This window comes from Streptomyces sp. NBC_01537, assembly GCF_045040445.1.
Lineage (GTDB): Bacteria > Actinomycetota > Actinomycetes > Streptomycetales > Streptomycetaceae > Actinacidiphila.
This window is the reverse complement of record NZ_CP109392.1, coordinates 3,751,414-3,767,257: the sequence shown is the minus strand read 5'-3', so window position 1 is coordinate 3,767,257 and position 15,844 is coordinate 3,751,414. Positions and strand designations below refer to the sequence as shown.

General features: G+C 70.7%; 13 protein-coding genes. 11 read left to right on the top strand and 2 right to left on the bottom strand.

Annotated elements, in window-relative coordinates; all coding sequences use genetic code 11:
* Positions 1–17: 17 nt before the first annotated feature.
* Complete coding sequence (locus OG607_RS17155) at positions 18–1,388, bottom strand: alpha-2,8-polysialyltransferase family protein (protein ID WP_405724045.1); 1,371 nt, start codon at positions 1,386–1,388, stop codon at positions 18–20.
* Entirely contained in the window at positions 1,388–2,353 is a 966-nt protein-coding gene (locus OG607_RS17150; RefSeq protein ID WP_405724044.1) for a glycosyltransferase family 2 protein, read from the bottom strand. The genes OG607_RS17155 and OG607_RS17150 overlap by 1 nt, the downstream gene beginning before the upstream one ends.
* Before the next feature lie 187 nt (positions 2,354–2,540).
* Here OG607_RS17150 and OG607_RS17145 point away from each other — a divergent pair, with 187 nt between their 5' ends.
* From OG607_RS17145 to OG607_RS17095, 11 genes are all read left to right on the top strand, one after another.
* Positions 2,541–3,845, top strand: coding sequence for a DUF6716 putative glycosyltransferase (locus OG607_RS17145; protein WP_405724043.1), 1,305 nt, complete (start codon positions 2,541–2,543; stop codon positions 3,843–3,845).
* Positions 3,842–5,101 carry a cytidylyltransferase domain-containing protein gene (locus OG607_RS17140; protein WP_405724042.1) on the top strand — a complete coding sequence of 420 codons (1,260 nt, stop codon included), beginning with the start codon at positions 3,842–3,844 and terminating at the stop codon, positions 5,099–5,101. The genes OG607_RS17145 and OG607_RS17140 overlap by 4 nt, the downstream gene beginning before the upstream one ends.
* The gene (locus OG607_RS17135) at positions 5,098–6,045 is read left to right on the top strand and encodes an N-acetylneuraminate synthase family protein (protein ID WP_405724041.1); all 948 of its coding nucleotides are present in this window, start codon (positions 5,098–5,100) and stop codon (positions 6,043–6,045) included. Before OG607_RS17140 ends, OG607_RS17135 begins: the two co-directional genes overlap by 4 nt.
* Before the next feature lie 5 nt (positions 6,046–6,050).
* Positions 6,051–7,136, top strand: a complete 1,086-nt coding sequence (locus OG607_RS17130; protein WP_405724040.1) for a hypothetical protein — start codon at positions 6,051–6,053, stop codon at positions 7,134–7,136.
* Positions 7,133–8,641, top strand: a complete 1,509-nt coding sequence (locus OG607_RS17125; RefSeq protein WP_405724039.1) for a glycosyltransferase family 4 protein — start codon at positions 7,133–7,135, stop codon at positions 8,639–8,641. Before OG607_RS17130 ends, OG607_RS17125 begins: the two co-directional genes overlap by 4 nt.
* Before the next feature lie 168 nt (positions 8,642–8,809).
* A complete protein-coding gene (locus OG607_RS17120) occupies positions 8,810–10,018 on the top strand; it encodes an amidohydrolase (RefSeq protein ID WP_405724038.1) in 1,209 nt (402 codons plus the stop codon).
* A gap of 155 nt (positions 10,019–10,173) precedes the next feature.
* Entirely contained in the window at positions 10,174–11,226 is a 1,053-nt protein-coding gene (locus OG607_RS17115; protein ID WP_405724037.1) for a BMP family protein, read from the top strand.
* A gap of 289 nt (positions 11,227–11,515) precedes the next feature.
* Complete coding sequence (locus OG607_RS17110) at positions 11,516–13,057, top strand: ABC transporter ATP-binding protein (protein WP_405724036.1); 1,542 nt, start codon at positions 11,516–11,518, stop codon at positions 13,055–13,057.
* Complete coding sequence (locus OG607_RS17105) at positions 13,054–14,166, top strand: ABC transporter permease (RefSeq protein WP_405724035.1); 1,113 nt, start codon at positions 13,054–13,056, stop codon at positions 14,164–14,166. Before OG607_RS17110 ends, OG607_RS17105 begins: the two co-directional genes overlap by 4 nt.
* Entirely contained in the window at positions 14,163–15,443 is a 1,281-nt protein-coding gene (locus tag OG607_RS17100; protein ID WP_405724034.1) for an ABC transporter permease, read from the top strand. The genes OG607_RS17105 and OG607_RS17100 overlap by 4 nt, the downstream gene beginning before the upstream one ends.
* Positions 15,440–15,838, top strand: coding sequence for a cytidine deaminase (locus OG607_RS17095; RefSeq protein ID WP_405724033.1), 399 nt, complete (start codon positions 15,440–15,442; stop codon positions 15,836–15,838). The genes OG607_RS17100 and OG607_RS17095 overlap by 4 nt, the downstream gene beginning before the upstream one ends.
* Positions 15,839–15,844: the final 6 nt, after the last annotated feature.

Sequence of the window (15,844 nt, the reverse complement as noted above, 5' to 3'; positions counted from 1 at the left end):
CAGCCGGGCCCGCGATGTCAGCCCAGCGACCTGCGCAGCGCCTTCGCGCGGCGGGCGACACGGCGGACGGTGCGGCTGCGCGGCAGAAACGCGAGCTGCGCAGGCAGCGCGCCCGGCAGGGCGAGAGCCGTGAGGCGGCGGCGTTTGAAGTAGCGCCAGGTGGTGGTGTCGAGCCGTGAGGCCAGGTAGGCGACTGTCTCGTCGCGCAGGTGCGGGTAGGCCAGGGACTGCATGCAGTAGCCGACGGCGCCGAGGAGGGGGGTGAGGTCGCGGTGGACGGTGTCGGGGGTGGGCGGGGTCCAGGAGGTGACGGCGGCGGGGTCGGCGAGGTCGGGGAGGAGGGCGTCGACGAGGGTGACGGGGACGCGGTTGCTGTTCTGGTAGGGGGAGATGCGGTCGAGGAGGAGGCCTGTGCCGGTGCGCGCCACGGGGATGCCGTAGAAGGCGGTGGCGGTGAGCAGGGCGGTGGAGAAGCAGCCGACGACGATGGCGGGCCGGATCCGCTGGTAGAGGACTTCGGCCAGGACCGGGGCGTCCAGGACGGTGAGTTTCGCGCCGAGGGCGGCGGCCTCCCGCTCCAGCAGCTGGGACCAGTGGGCGGGCGCCGAGGGGTGCGGCTTGAAGATGACATCCCGGTGCCCGAGTGCGACGGCGCCGCGCAGTATGGCCACGTGCAGCTCTTCCTCCGCCTCGGCGCTGATGATGTCCAGCGCCGACAGGTACTGGCCGAGCAGCAGGGCCGCGCCCTCGGGCAGGCCGTCCAGGCGGGAGGCGTCCTCGTCCTGGAGGGAGGAGGCCAGTTCGGCCAGGACCTTGGTGAAGGCCTCGGAGGGTACGACCTCGGGCTCGACCCCGTATTCCGAGAGCAGCAGCGGGCGCAGCCCGGGGACGAGGTCCAGGTGGAGCAGCCGGCTGATCCGGGTCGTGACGAGGGGTTCCAGCTTGTTGCGGGTCGGGCCGTACGACATGAGGCCGTCGGCGTAGACCTCGACGGCCGCCGAGGGGAAGACATTGACCAGCGCGAGCGCGGGCTCGACCTGGATGGACTCGACGATCAGCTCCAGGTCGTCGTCGCCCAGGCTCCACAGGAGCCGCAGTCCTCGCTCCCACAGGGGGACGTCCTCGACGCGGGGCTGCCAGCCGCCCGGGTGGAGCGGGGCGATGGCCTCGTTCCAGGACAGGACCTCGTCGAAGCGGCCGCGCAGGGCCTCGAAGCCGGGCATCGCGTCCAGGGCGGGGGTGGTCTCGGGGATGCCGGCGTTGTTGCTGATCAGGAGCAGCCGGCGGTCCGCGGGGGCGAACTGCCCCGCGTCCAGGGCGGCGGCCAGGGTGGCGGCGCCGTAGAGGGTGGACGCCATGAAGATCTGCGTACGGGAGGGCATGGGCATCACGCGCTCACCAGCCGGCGCCGGAGGCGGCGCAGCCGCACGCTTCGCTCGACGTCCATGGCATCCAGGGCCTCCGTCAGTACGTCCTGGGGCATCTTCTTCATCGCGGCGGCGCTCATCACCTTGAGCTTGCGCGCGACGGCGGGCTCGTAGCGGTCGATCGCGTTGAGGTGGTGGGCGATGATCGCACAGTATGTGCGCACCGCCTTGGGCAGGAAGCGGTCCGCCTCGGGGTCGGCCGCGGTCTCGGCGAGTACCTGATCGAATGAGCGGATGAAGTCCAGTTGACGGATGTCACCGATCTGGGTGAGTGAGGTGGTGACACCGCGCCGGTAGAAGACGCCGAGCAGGCCGACGACGGCGAAGGACTCGGCCTCGCGGTGCAGCCGCCAGATCCACGGCCGGTCCTCGGCGGTGCGCAGGCCGTCCGGGAAGTGCAGCAGGCCGGCGTCGACCAGGCGGCGGTGGTAGATCCCGGCCCAGGCGTACGGGTAGTCCACGGAGGTCGTGCGGTCGGCGGGCAGGATGGCGGCGCGCGGGCTGAGCCTGATGCCGCGGCGGCCCTGCGGGACGCGGGCGACGGTGCGCTTGCGGCCGTGGCAGACGACATGGTCGGTGCGGACGAAGTCGGTGCCGAGGGTTTCGATGGAGTCCAGGAGCCGGGCGAGATAGCCCTCGGCGAGCCAGTCGTCGCCGTCGAGGAAGGTGAGGTACTCGCCGCGGGCCGCGTCGATGCCGGTGTTTCTCGCTGTGGCCAGGCCGCCGTTTATGTCGTGCGAGACGAGCCGTGCTCCCGGGAGGTCGGGAACGGCACGCGCAAGGATTTCCGGAGTTTCATCCGTCGCACAGTCATTTACTAGGATGAATTCGAAATCCGAGCGGGCGTTCGCACGAAGGCTTCTCAACATGTCTGGTGCGAAAGCCTGAACGTTGTAGAACGGCACGATTACGGAGAGCTTGACCACGACCACCACACTATGACCACGCCAGGCGTGCTGGCTGACACTTGGGCAACCCTGAGGTTAACGCGGAGTGTCGAAACCGTAGATTCGACTTCTGCTCAGGTGAGTTAGTCATTCGGAGGTATGTTGTTTACCTCCCGTTGCGCTTGCGTATGGCGCCCGCTCGGAATGGATTCCTAGCGTCTTGGACGTGCAAGAAAGTACCGTCGGCCCGCTCCGGGTCACTGTCCTCGCCGATTCGGACACCCGCTGGAAGTGGGGTGCGCTGACGGCCCGCCGCATAGCCTCCGGCGCGCGGCTCGACGCCCGCCTGCTCCGAGGCCGGGCCACTCCGACGACCCGCCAGCTCGCCGAGGTCGGCATCCCGGCGGACTCGATGCGCGAGGTCACGGCACCCGAATTCCTCGCGGAGACCGGGCGGGACACGGCCGACGTACTGATCCTTTCCTGCGTGGGCGGCACCGTCCAGGCGATGCTGCACGGTCTGAACCGGGCCTGGGAGGGCGCGGAGCGACGCCCGGTGGTCGTCACCGGATATGTCGGGGTCGTCTACGAGAAGCTCGCCGACGGCCTGCTGCTGCGGGCCGGCGCGGATGTGGTGCTGGCCAACAGCGCGCACGACGCCGACCGCTTCCGGGCGGTCTACGCGGGCGTCGGCGCCGACCCGGACAGCGTCGTCGAGACCGCGCTGCCCTTCCTGGAGGGCGAGCCCTACAAGCCTTCCGCCGAGCGGCCGTTCACGGTCGTCTTCGCCGTCCAGCCGTCCGTCCCGGACAGCCGCAAGGACCGTACGTACCTGCTGCGCCGGGCCGTTGACCACGCCCGCTTCCACCCCGACCGCGAAGTCCTGGTCAAGCTGCGCAGCAAGCCCGGCGAGCACACCACGCACATCGAGGAACAGCCCTACCAGAAGCTGGTCGCCAGGCTCGATCCGCCGGCCAACCTGAAGCTGGTCTACGGGCACATGGGCGAGGTCCTGGACCGCACCGACCTGCTGGTCACCGTCTCCTCGACGGCCGCGCTGGAGTCCATGCACCGGGGCATCCCCACCGCCGTCCTCACCGACCTCGGCATCCGCGAGGCGCTGGGCAACCACCACTTCCTCGGCTCGGCCGCGTACGCCTCCTGGGACCGGATCGACGCAGGTCACGTCCCGGTGGCCGACCCGGCCTGGGCCCGCGCCCACGGGGTCGCCGCGGTCGACCCCTTCGGGGCCGTACGCGAGCGGGTCACCGCACTCGCCGCCCGGGGCCAGCTGCCGCCGCTCGCGCCGTACTACACGCCGGAGACCGCGCCCGGCTACCTGCCCGGCGTCCTCGCCCGGCACGGGCTCGACCCCAAGGGCGAGCCGCTGCCCGGGGTGGCCGTCGAGCCCACCGAACCAAGCGCCGTGCGGCGCGCGTTGCGCGACTTCGCGCGCAACTCCGCCCGCACCGCCTACCGCCAGGGCGTGCAGCGCGTCGCGCCCGTGATCCGCCGCTGGGGTCAGCTGTGACCATTTCGAGTGAATCTCAGAGCACCGTCCCGGCGCCACGGGCACCCCGGGTGCTCGCCGTCATCCCCGCCCGGGGAGGCTCGAAGGGCGTCCCCGGCAAGAACCTCGCCCCGGTCGGCGGCATCCCGCTGGTCGCCCGCGCCGTGCGGGCCTGCGTCGAGTCGGTGCACGTCACCGATGTCGTGGTCTCCACCGACGACCACTCCATCGCCCAGGCCGCCCGCACCGCCGGCGCCGAGGTCGTGCTGCGCCCGGCCGCCATCGCGGGGGACACCGCGACCAGCGAGGCGGCGGTCATCCACGCGATGGACGAGTACGAGGCGACCCACGGCTTCACCACCGACGTCGTCCTGCTCGTGCAGTGCACCAGCCCGTTCATCACCGTCGCGGACATGGACGGTGTCGCCTCCGCCATCACCGAGGGCGGCGCCGACACCGCCCTGACGGTGGCCGCGACGCACGGCTTCCTGTGGCGCGAGGCCTCCGACGGGGACACCGGGGACGGCTACGGCGTCAACCACGACAAGGCCAACCGCCCCCGCCGCCAGGACCGCGAGCCGGAGTACCTGGAGACCGGCGCCGCCTACGCGATGCGCGCCGACGGATTCCGCGACGTCCGGCACCGCTTCTTCGGCCGCACCGCGCTGGTGCGCACCGACCCCCACCGGGTCCTGGAGATCGACGAGCCGGACGACCTCAGCCGTGCCCGCGCCCTGGCCCCCCTGGTGGACGCCACCCGCGCCGACGCGCTCCCCACCCGCGACGACATCGACGCGGTGGTACTCGACTTCGACGGCACCCAGACCGATGACACGGTGCATGTCGACTCCGACGGACACGAGACCGTGATCGTGCACCGGGGCGACGGGCTGGGCATCGCAGCCCTGCGCGACGCCGGCCTGCCGGTGCTGATCCTGTCCACGGAGACCAACCCGGTCGTCGCCGCGCGCGCCCGCAAACTGCGGGTCCCCGTCCTGCACGGCATCGACCGCAAGGACCTCGCGCTCAAGCAGTGGTGCGAGGAGCAGCAACTCGACCCCCAGCGGGTTCTGTACGTCGGGAACGACGTCAACGACCTCGGCTGTTTCGAGCTCGTCGGCTGGCCCACGGCCGTCGCCAACGCGCACGACATCGTCAAGGGCCTGGCCCGTTCCATCACCGCGACACCCGGGGGGCACGGCGCGATCCGCGAGATCGCCGCGTGGATTCTCGGCCCCTCTCTTTCCCGCACATCCCGAAGGGACCCCTCCCAGTGACCAACAACACCGCCCGCCTCCGCCCGATCGGCGACCGTCTCGTCGGCGCCGGCCAGCCCGTCTACGTCACCGGCGAGATCGGCATCAACCACAACGGCAGCCTCGACGACGCCTTCGCGCTGATCGACTCGGCCGTCACGGCCGGTGCGGACGCGGTCAAGTTCCAGAAGCGCACGCCGGAGATCTGCACCCCGCGCGACCAGTGGGACATCGAGCGGGACACCCCGTGGGGCCGCATGACCTACATCGACTACCGCCACAAGGTGGAGTTCGGCGAGGACGAGTACCGCGCGATCGACGAGTACTGCACCAAGAAGGGCATCGACTGGTTCGCGTCCCCGTGGGACGTCGAGGCCGTCGCCTTCCTGGAGAAGTTCGACAACATCCGCGTCCACAAGGTCGCCTCGGCCTCCCTCACCGACGACGAGCTGCTGCGCGCCCTGCGCGCCACCGGCAAGACCGTCATCCTCTCCACCGGCATGTCGACGCCCCGCCAGATCCGCCACGCGGTGGAGGTCCTGGGCTCGGACAACATCATCCTGTGCCACGCCACTTCGACCTACCCGGCGAAGCACGAGGAGCTCAACCTCCGGATGATCAACACCCTCCAGAACGAGTTCCCCAACGTCCCCGTCGGCTACTCCGGCCACGAGATCGGCCTCCAGACCACGCTGGCCGCCGTCGCGCTGGGCGCCGTCTTCGTCGAGCGCCACATCACGCTGGACCGCGCCAACTGGGGCTCCGACCAGGCCGCCTCCGTCGAGCCGCAGGGCCTGGACCGCCTGGTGCGCGACATCCGCGTCATCGAGTCGGCGCTCGGCGACGGCGTCAAGAAGGTCTACGAGGGCGAGCTCGGCCCCATGAAGAAGCTCCGCCGCGTCCCCGGCGTCATCGCCGAGCGTGAGGCGGCCGAGGCCGCCGAGCGCGAGAAGGTGTCGGCCTGACCGGTATGAGCGACACTCTGGCACTCGTAGAGAGCCCCGTTCAGCTTCTCAACGTGCTGGAGTGGGCACATGTCCGGCCGCCTGCCCCCCGCCAGGGGCCGGGCGGCCGGGGTCTCACGCTTGTCGTCCTGCCGCCGCGCGACCCCACCTCACGCGGCCAGCTCCGACGCATGGCCGAATTCGCCATGGACGAAGGCCACACCGTGCGCTGGAGCGAGGCCCGGGCCGGCCGTGCCTCGCTCCCGCGTACCGTCGCCGAGCTGACCCCCGCCCTGCGCGCCGCACAGCGGATCGTGCTGGGCGACCCGTTCTCCCGCCTCGTACAGGCGCTGCTGCCGCTGAGCCGCGCCCGTGAGATCACGGTCGTGGACGACGGCACGGCCACCATGGAGTTCACCGAGCTGCTCACCCGCGGCGACCGCCTGGTGCGCTGGCACCGCAGCGGCCGCCGCACCTCGCCGGCCGACCTCGCCTTCGGCGTCTTCGCCTCCGCCGCCCGGCGCAGGCTGACGCCGGGGCGCGGCCGTGAGGTCGAGCTGTTCAGCGCGATGCCGGCCACGCCACCGCCGGGCATGGCGCTGCGCGCCAACCGCTTCGGCTGGACGCGGGCGCGCTTCGGCCCGCCCATCATCAGCGCGGGCACCGACATAGTCGGCACGTCGCTCGTCGAGACCGGCGTCGTGGACCCCGAGCGGTATCTCACGGCTGTCGGGGCACTGGCCCGGGCCCACGGCGCCACCCGCTACTTCGCCCACCGCCGCGAGAGCCCGGACAAGCTGCGCGCGCTGGCCGTCGCGACCGGGCTGGAGATCGTCCGCCCCGACCTGCCGCTGGAGCTGGTCGCCCGGCGCGGCCCGGTCGGCCACACGGTGCTGAGCTTCCCGTCCACCGTCGTCCACACCCTCCCGCTGGCCCTGGAGGGCACCGGGGTGCGCATCATCGTCTGCGACGTCGACCCCGCGTGGCTCACCGACAGCGCCTCGCCCCGCGCCCACGGCTTCCTGTCCGCGATCACCGGCACCGCCCGTGAGCTGCACGGCCTGAAGTCGGTCGCCTCGGCGGCCTCGGTGGCGCCGGCCCCGGCCCGGTGAGCGCGGCCCGCGTCGCGATCCTGGCCGACAGCACGCTCGACGGCGACTCCCGGGCCCACCGGGTGGCCGCCGCCGCTGCCGGGGCCGGCTACGAGGTCACCCTCATCGGCCGCGCCCACCCCGGCAGCAGGGCGGATCCCGGCCCGGCGCCGCCCGGCGTACGGGTCCTGCGCGTGCCGGTCGCCGCGACCCTGCACCGCCACCGCCGGCGCCGCCCCCGTCCGGGCGTGCGCTGGCCGCTGGCGTACCGCAGCGAGGAGACCTACGACCACCGCAACGCGCGGCTCACCGCCCAGGCCGCGCTCATAGCCACCCGCACCGCCGAACTGGGCGTCGTCCACCGCCCGTTGCCCCTGCAGGCCGCCGCCCGCACCGGCCATGCGGGGGCGCACCTCGTCCAGGCCGTGCGCCGGGCGTGGACGGCGGCGCGCTCGGCGCAGTTCCGGGCCGCCGTACGGGGCAGGGCCGAGCCCGGCGGCCCGGTCGACGACGCGGTGACCACGCTGACCGCCCTGCTCCTCGGCAAGAACGCCTGGCGCCGCCTCGACCCGCTGCTGCTCGACCTGGAGACCGCGTACGGCCCGGTTCTGGACGAGCTGCGCCCGCACCTCGTGCACGCCCTGGGCCACGGCACCCTCGGCGTGGCGGTGCGCGCCGCCTACCGCTCCGAGGGCGCCGGGCACCGCATCGAGGTGGTCTGGGACGCCTTCACCCGCCGTTCCGCCTCCCGCCGGCTGGCCGCCGCGCAGAACGCGCACGAGCGGGCGTACGCGTCACTGGCCGACGGAGTCGTCACCGTCGCCGACTCATACGCCGAGCAGCTCCGCAAGCGCCACGCCCTGCCGGCCACCCCGGTGGTGGCCCTCAACGCCCCGCCGTACGAGCCCCGCCCCCGGCGGGAGCCCGGCGTCCGCGAGGCCTGCCGCCTGGCCCCCGACATCCCGCTGCTCGTCCACAGCGGCTCCGTCGCCCCCTCCCGCGGCCTGCTCACCGTCATCGAGGCGCTCCCGCAGCTGTACGACCTGCATGCCGCCTTCGTCGTACCGGACCCCGCGCACCCCGACGTCCTGGCCCTCACCGCCCGCGCCGCCCAGCTCGGCGTCGCCCGCCGGCTCCACGTCCTCCCCTACGTCCCGCCGGCCGCGATCCCCGCCTTCCTGTCCTCCGCGGACATCGGCGTCCTCCCCGTCCACCCCCTCCCCGACCGCCAGCTGGCGCTCCCCACCCGCTACTTCGAGTACGCCCACGCCCGGCTCCCGGTCGTCGTCTCCGACATCCGCGCGATGTCCGCCGCCACCCTCGAACTCGGCATCGGCGAGGTCTTCCGCGCCCGCTCCACTCCCGACTTCGTCCGTGCCGTCGGCGCCGTCCTCACCAACCCCCGCCGCTACCGCAAGGCGTACGACCGCCCCGACACGCTCCGCCAGTGGTCCTGGCAGACGCAGTCGGTGCCCCTGCTGGACCTGTACGGGCGGCTGCTGGGACCGAGCCTGAACCGCGGGTGACCAGGGTCACCTGCGATGACAGGGGGTCGTTGCCTCGCGCCGGGCGCATCGTTGAGTCAGTATGAAAAGGGCCGGAGCGGCGGCGAGCCCTTATTGATACCCCTCGACGGAGCTGTCTACGCGCCACGCTGCGCAGCTTTTTCCTCGATCACGCAAACAGGAGCACGCATGAGGTCTACGCTTACGGAGGTGAGCGAACTCCCTTCCCAGTCCGTAGGCGCACTGCCCGAGCAGCTCTCGGCCGAACTGATCTCCTTCCGGCGTGATCTGCACAAGAACCCGGAACTGGGGCGACAGGAGTTCCGTACGACCGCCGCCATCAAAGCCCGGCTGGAGCAGGCGGGCCTGCGGCCCACCACTCTGCCCGGCGGCACGGGCCTCATCTGCGACATCGGCGCCACGGATCCGGACCGCCCGCGGCTGGCACTGCGCGGGGACCTGGACGCGCTGCCGATCCCGGACACCAAGCAGGTGGAGTACCGCTCGACCGTCCCCGGCCGGGCCCACGCGTGCGGCCATGACGTGCACACCACGGTGGTGCTGGGCGCGGGCCTGCTGCTGGCGGAGCTGGAGCGCGCCGGGCAGCTGCCGCGTCCCGTGCGGCTGATCTTCCAGCCCGCGGAGGAGGTCATGCCGGGCGGGGCGCTGGACGTGATCAAGGCGGACGCGCTGGACGGCGTCGGGCGGATCCTGGCCGTGCACTGCGACCCGAAGGTCGAGGTCGGCCGGATCGGCCTCCGGCAGGGCGCGATCACCTCCGCCGTCGACAAGCTGGAACTCTCCATGGACGGTCCGGGCGGCCACACGGCCCGCCCGCATCTGACCACCGACCTGGTGATGGCCGCCGCGAAGATGGCCACCGAGCTGCCCGCCGTGCTTGCCCGGAGGGTGGACCCGCGCAGCGGCCTGTCCGTGGTGTGGGGCCGGATCGAGGCCGGTCACGCCTGCAACGTCATTCCGCAGCATGCCGAGCTGGAGGGCACGGTCCGCTGCCTGGAGCTGAACGCCTGGCGCGACGCGCCGGACCTCATCCACGAGGTGATCGACCAGATCGCCGGGATGTACCGGGCCAAGTGGGAGCTGACGTACCACCGCGGCGTGCCGCCGGTGGTCAACGAGCACGACTCCACCGAGCTGCTGCGCGACGCGATGATGGCCCGCTACGGCCTGCACAGCGTGGAGGACACCGAGCAGAGCCTCGGCGGCGAGGACTTCTCCTGGTACCTGGAGCAGGTGCCCGGCGCACTCGCCCGGCTGGGCGTACGGCCGGTGGGCGACACGGCCAAGCGTGACCTCCATCAGGGTGATTTCGACGTGGACGAGGGGGCGATCAAGGTCGGCGTGGAACTGTTCACCTCGGCTGCACTGCTTTCCTGACACCGGGTGACCGTGCCACAACGGGCGGTTCACCTGGCCGAAATGCGTCGATCCGATAACGGGTGGCCAACCCCCCTTTACCTGACATCTACGCGCGTTAAGCTCCCGCTTAAGCCAGCGCCGGACGGGGCGCTTCTAGTTGAAGGGGTACCCTCTTGCGCCGGGTAACCAAGATCGCCGCCGCGGGCATCGCCTCCGCGGCGCTCGCGCTCACTGCCACCGCTTGCGGCAGCAGTTCCAAGGACACCAGCTCCTCTGCTTCCAGCAGCAGCAGCGGGCTGAAGGTCGGTGTCGCTTACGACGTCGGCGGCCGGGGCGACCACTCGTTCAACGACTCCGCCGCCAAGGGCCTGGACAAGGCCAAGGCGGACTTCGGTATCACCGTCAAGGAGCTCACCGCCAAGACGGCCGACACCGACGCCGACCGTGAGACGCGTCTGGAGCAGCTGGCGGGTGCGGGCTACAACCCGGTCATCGGCGTCGGCTACTCCTACGCGACCGCGCTGACGGCGGCGGCGAAGAAGTACCCCAACACCACCTTCGGCATCGTGGACTCGGTCGTCGACGCCAAGAACGTCGACAGCATCGTCTTCACGGAGGAGCAGAGCTCCTACCTCGCGGGTGTCGCGGCGGCGCTGAAGACCAAGACCAACAAGGTCGGCTTCATCGGCGGCGTGGACATTCCGCTGATCAAGAAGTTCCAGGCGGGCTTCGACCAGGGTGTCGCCGACACCAAGCCGAAGGTCAAGGTCACCGCCCAGTACCTGAGCCACGGTTCCGACCTCTCCGGCTTCGCCGACCCCGCCAAGGGCAAGGAAGCCGCGCAGGGCATGCTGGACAAGGGCATCGACGTGATCTACTCCGCGGCCGGCTCCTCCGGCAACGGCTCGATCGAGGCCGTGGCCGGCAAGTCGGGCACCTGGGCGATCGGTGTCGACTCCGACCAGTACGAGGACAGCTCGCTGGCCAAGTACAAGAACTCGATCCTGACCTCCGCGCTCAAGAACGTGAACGTCGCGGTCTACGACCTCGTCGAGTCCGTCAAGAGCGGCACCCCGCTGACCGGCACCCAGAGCTACAGCCTGGCCAAGGACGGCGTCGGCCTCTCCTACAGCGGTGGCTTCATCGACAACATCAAGACCCAGCTCGATGCCGCCAAGAAGAAGATCGTCAACGGTGACATCACCGTGAAGACCACGGTCTCCTGACACCGGCACGCAGCGAGGCCCGGTGGGGGTGAGCTCAGGCTCACCCCCACCGGGCCTCGCCCACGTTGGTCGGGTTAAATGAGAAGCCGCACGGACAGGCGCGGCCTCAGCTCGTATTAAATTCTGATCTCGACCACGCCCAACCTATGGATCCGACGACCGCTACGCGCGTAGAGTTCGATCCTCGCGATACGTTCGCCACCACCACCCCAAGTAGCCCTCCCCGGTAGCTACCCCCGCTCTTTTCCCGCGAGGAGAGTGCGCCATCAAAGCGTCCAGTCCGAATGCCGTGGAACTGCGCGGCATTACCAAACGATTCCCCGGAGTCGTGGCCAACCACGACATCGACATCACCGTGCGCCGCGGCACCGTTCACGCCCTCATCGGTGAGAACGGCGCCGGCAAGTCGACCCTGATGAAGATCCTCTACGGCATGCAGAAGCCGGACGAGGGCACCATCACCGTCGACGGCGAGCGGGCCACCTTCCACGACCCCGGCGACGCCATCGCCCGCGGCATCGGCATGGTGCACCAGCACTTCATGCTCGCCGACAACCTCACGGTCCTGGAGAACGTCGTGCTGGGCAGCGAGAAGCTGTACGGCATCGGCGGCAAGGCCCGCGCCAAGATCCAGGAGATCTCCGACGCGTACGGCCTCGGGGTGCGCCCCGACGCCCTCGTCGAGGACCTCGGCGTCGCCGACCGTCAGCGAGTTGAGATCCTCAAGGTCCTCTTCCGCGGCGCCCGTACGCTGATCCTCGACGAGCCGACCGCCGTCCTGGTCCCGCAGGAGGTCGACGCGCTGTTCGACAACCTGCGCGAGCTCAAGGCCGAGGGACTGACCGTCATCTTCATCTCGCACAAGCTGGGCGAGGTGCTGTCGGTCGCCGACGAGATCACCGTCATCCGCCGTGGCACGACGGTCGGTTCGGCCGACCCGAAGCACACCACCACCAAGCAGCTCGCCGAGCTGATGGTCGGCAGTGAGCTGCCGTCGCCGGAGACCCGGGAATCCACGGTCACCGATGAGCCGATGCTGGTCATCGAGGGCCTGCACCTGTCGGAGTTCGACCTCGAAGGCATCGAGCGCATCGTCCTGGACCGGATCTCGCTCACCATCCACAAGGGCGAGGTCCTGGGCATCGCCGGTGTCGAGGGCAACGGCCAGGCCGAACTCGTCGAGGCCATCATGGGCATGCTCCCGCCCGACGCCGGAGCCCTCGCCCTCGACGGCGCCGACATCACACACGCGCCCACCCGCAAGCGGCGCGAGGACGGCATCGGCTACATCCCCGAGGACCGGCACCGGCACGGCCTGCTGCTGGAAGCCCCGCTGTGGGAGAACCGGATCCTCGGCCATGTCACCGAGCGCCCCAACAGCAAGGGCGGCCTGCTCGACCCGACCGCGGCCCGCCGCGACACCGAGCGGATCGTGCGCGAGTACGACGTCCGGACCCCCGGCATCGAGGTCACCGCGGCCTCCCTGTCCGGCGGCAACCAGCAGAAGCTGATCGTCGGCCGCGAGATGAGCCACCTGCCCAAGCTGCTGATCGCCTCGCACCCCACCCGGGGCGTGGACGTCGGCGCCCAGGCGCAGATCTGGGACCAGATCCGCGAGGCCCGCCGCGAGGGACTGGCCGTGCTGCTGATCTCCGCCGACCTGGACGAGCTGATCGGCCTGTCCGACACCCTGCGCGTCATGTACCGCGGCCGCCTGGTCGCCGACGCCGACCCCGCCACCATCACCCCCGAGGAGCTGGGCTCCGCCATGACCGGTGCCGCCTCCGGCCACCTGGAGCACGGCGAGAACGCTGGGGGAGAGGACCGATGAAGAAGATCGACAAGGAGCGGCTGCTCCTCGCCATCGCGGCGCCGCTGCTCGCCATCGCCGTCTCGTTCGTGGTCACCGCGCTGGTGCTGCTCGCCACCGGCAAGCAGCCGTTCGACGCGTTCGGCATCATGTTCGACTACGGCTTCAAGAGCGACAGCCAGGTCTACATCCTCGACAAGGGCACGACGTACTACATCGCGGGTCTCGCGGTCGCCGTCGGCTTCCGGATGAACCTGTTCAACATCGGCGTCGACGGCCAGTACCGGATGGGCGCCTTCTTCGCGGCGGCCGTAGGCGGCGCCGTGTCGTTGCCGAGCTTCCTGCAGATCCCGCTGATCATCGTGGTCGCCATGCTGGTCGGCGGTATGTGGGCCGGCATCGCGGGTCTGCTGAAGACGAAGCGCGGCGTCAGCGAGGTGATCGCCACGATCATGCTCAACGCGATCGCCACCAATGTCATCGCCTACTTCCTCCAGCCCGGCCGGCTCGGCCACCTGGACAAGGCCCAGACCCAGGTCTCGACGACCCCGTTGCCGTCGTCGGGCCACTTGTTCAACTTCGACATGGGTGAGCTGAACGGCGAGATCTACGGGTTCATCGTCGTCGCCGTGCTGCTCGGCATCGCCTACTGGTTCGTGCTGGGCCGCACCCGCTTCGGCTTCGACCTGCGCGCCGTCGGCCTGTCCGAGTCGGCCGCCGAGGCCAGCGGCGTCAGCGTCAAGCGCATGGTGCTCACCAGCATGCTGATCTCCGGCGCCCTGGCCGGTCTGGTCGGCATGCCGACGCTGCTCAACGACGCGCACCAGTTCGGCACCGAGTTCCCGGCCGGCGTCGGCTTCGTCGGCATCTCGGTGGCGCTGCTCGGCCGCAACAACCCGGTCGGGGTCGCGCTCGCCGCGCTGCTGTGGGCCTTCCTGGAGCGGACCTCCTCCCAGCTGGACTTCGAGGACTTCGACAAGGAGATCGTCGGCGTCATGCAGGGCGTCATCGTCCTGAGCGTCGTCATCGCCTACGAAGTGGTCCGCCGTTACGGGCTCAAGCGCCAGCAGCAGAAGGTCGGCGAGGAGCTCGCCGCCCAGGCCAAGAACAAGCAGGAGGTGGCGGCGTGACTGCCACGGCGACCAAGACCCCGCCGCCCGCGGCCCCCAAGGCGGTTGGCGGTAAGCGCCGGCTCACGCTGCCGGTGATCATGCTGATCATCGCGGCCGCGCTGGCCCTCGTATCGGTCGTACGGATCATCACGGGCCAGGACCAGCTCACCGCCGAGGGCCAGATCAGCGCCGCGCTCGGCCTCGCCGTCCCGATCGGCCTGGCCGGTCTGGCCGGCCTGTGGTCCGAGCGGGCCGGCGTGGTCAACATCGGCCTCGAAGGCATGATGATCCTCGGCACCTTCTTCGGCGCCTGGGCCGGCTGGCAGACCAGCCCCTGGATCGGCGTCCTGACCGGAATCCTCGGCGGCATGCTCGGCGGCCTGGTGCACGCCTTCGCCACCGTCACCTTCGGCGTCGACCACATCGTCTCCGGTGTGGCCGTCAACATCCTGGCGCTCGGCACCACCCAGTACCTCGCCAAGCTGTGGTTCAACTCCGGCGAAGCCGCCACCAAGGGCGGCAACCCCAAGCAGTCCCCGCCCGTCGACAGCCTGCCCACGATCACTGTGCCCGGCCTGTCCGACTGGCTGCACGACATCGAGGGCCACGGCTGGTTCTTCGTCTCGGACATCGCCGGCATCCTCGGCGGCCTGGTCACCGACCTGTCCGTGCTGACGCTGCTGGCTGCCGTCCTGTTCGTCGGCAGTTTCTTCATCCTGTGGAAGACCTCGTTCGGCCTGCGGTTGCGCTCCTGCGGCGAGAACCCGATCGCCGCCGAGTCGCTCGGCGTCAACGTCTACCTCTACAAGTACATCGCCGTGATCGTCTCCGGCGGCCTCGCCGGCCTCGCCGGCGCCTTCCTGGCGATGGTCCCCACGCACATCTACCTCGAAGGCCAGACCGGCGGCCGCGGCTACATCGGCCTCGCCGCGATGATCTTCGGCAACTGGCGGGTCGGCGGCCTCGCCACCGGCGCCGGGCTCTTCGGCTACTCCGACGCGCTGCAGCTCCGCAACGGCGGCCCCACCGTCCACGCGCTGCTGCTCCTGCTGGTGGTGCTGCTGGCCGCGCTGGCGCTGTGGAAGCTCTGGAAGAAGGCCTTCGTCCAGGGTGTGATCGCCGCCGCGGTCGCCGCCCTGGTGCTGGTCTGGTACCTGCTGACGGACGAGGTCCCCGACGAGTTCGTGGGCTCCACCCCGTACGTCGTCACTCTGCTGGTGCTCTCCCTGTCGGCACAACGGCTGCGGATGCCCAAGGCTGACGGTATGCGCTATCGCAAGGGCCAGGGCAAGTGACGCCTCCCATCGACTGGGAGGAACTGCGGACGCGGGCCCGGGACGCGATGTCCCGGGCCTACGCCCCCTACTCCAAGTTCCCCGTGGGCGTCGCCGCCCTGGTCGACGACGGCCGCGTCATCTCGGCGTGCAACGTGGAGAACGCCAGCTACGGGCTCGGCCTGTGCGCCGAGTGCGGGCTGGTCTCCACGCTGCACGCCACCGGGGGCGGCCGGCTGGTCGCCTTCACCTGCGTCGACCGCGCGGGCAATCTGCTCATGCCGTGCGGCCGTTGCCGTCAGCTGCTGTGGGAGCACGGCGGCCCCGGACTGCTCGTCGAGATGGCGGACGGGATCCGCACCATGCGGGACGTCCTGCCGGACGCGTTCGGCCCAGAAGACCTGATCAATCGTTAGGAAGCT

Bases quoted from the DNA above. Each gene is read 5' to 3' on its own strand.
- OG607_RS17155 (WP_405724045.1), bottom strand. From the start codon at position 1,388: ATGCCCATGCCCTCCCGTACGCAGATCTTCATGGCGTCCACCCTCTAC.
- OG607_RS17130 (WP_405724040.1), top strand. From the start codon at position 6,051: ATGAGCGACACTCTGGCACTCGTAGAGAGCCCCGTTCAGCTTCTCAAC.
- OG607_RS17120 (WP_405724038.1), top strand. From the start codon at position 8,810: ATGAGGTCTACGCTTACGGAGGTGAGCGAACTCCCTTCCCAGTCCGTA.
- OG607_RS17105 (WP_405724035.1), top strand. From the start codon at position 13,054: ATGAAGAAGATCGACAAGGAGCGGCTGCTCCTCGCCATCGCGGCGCCG.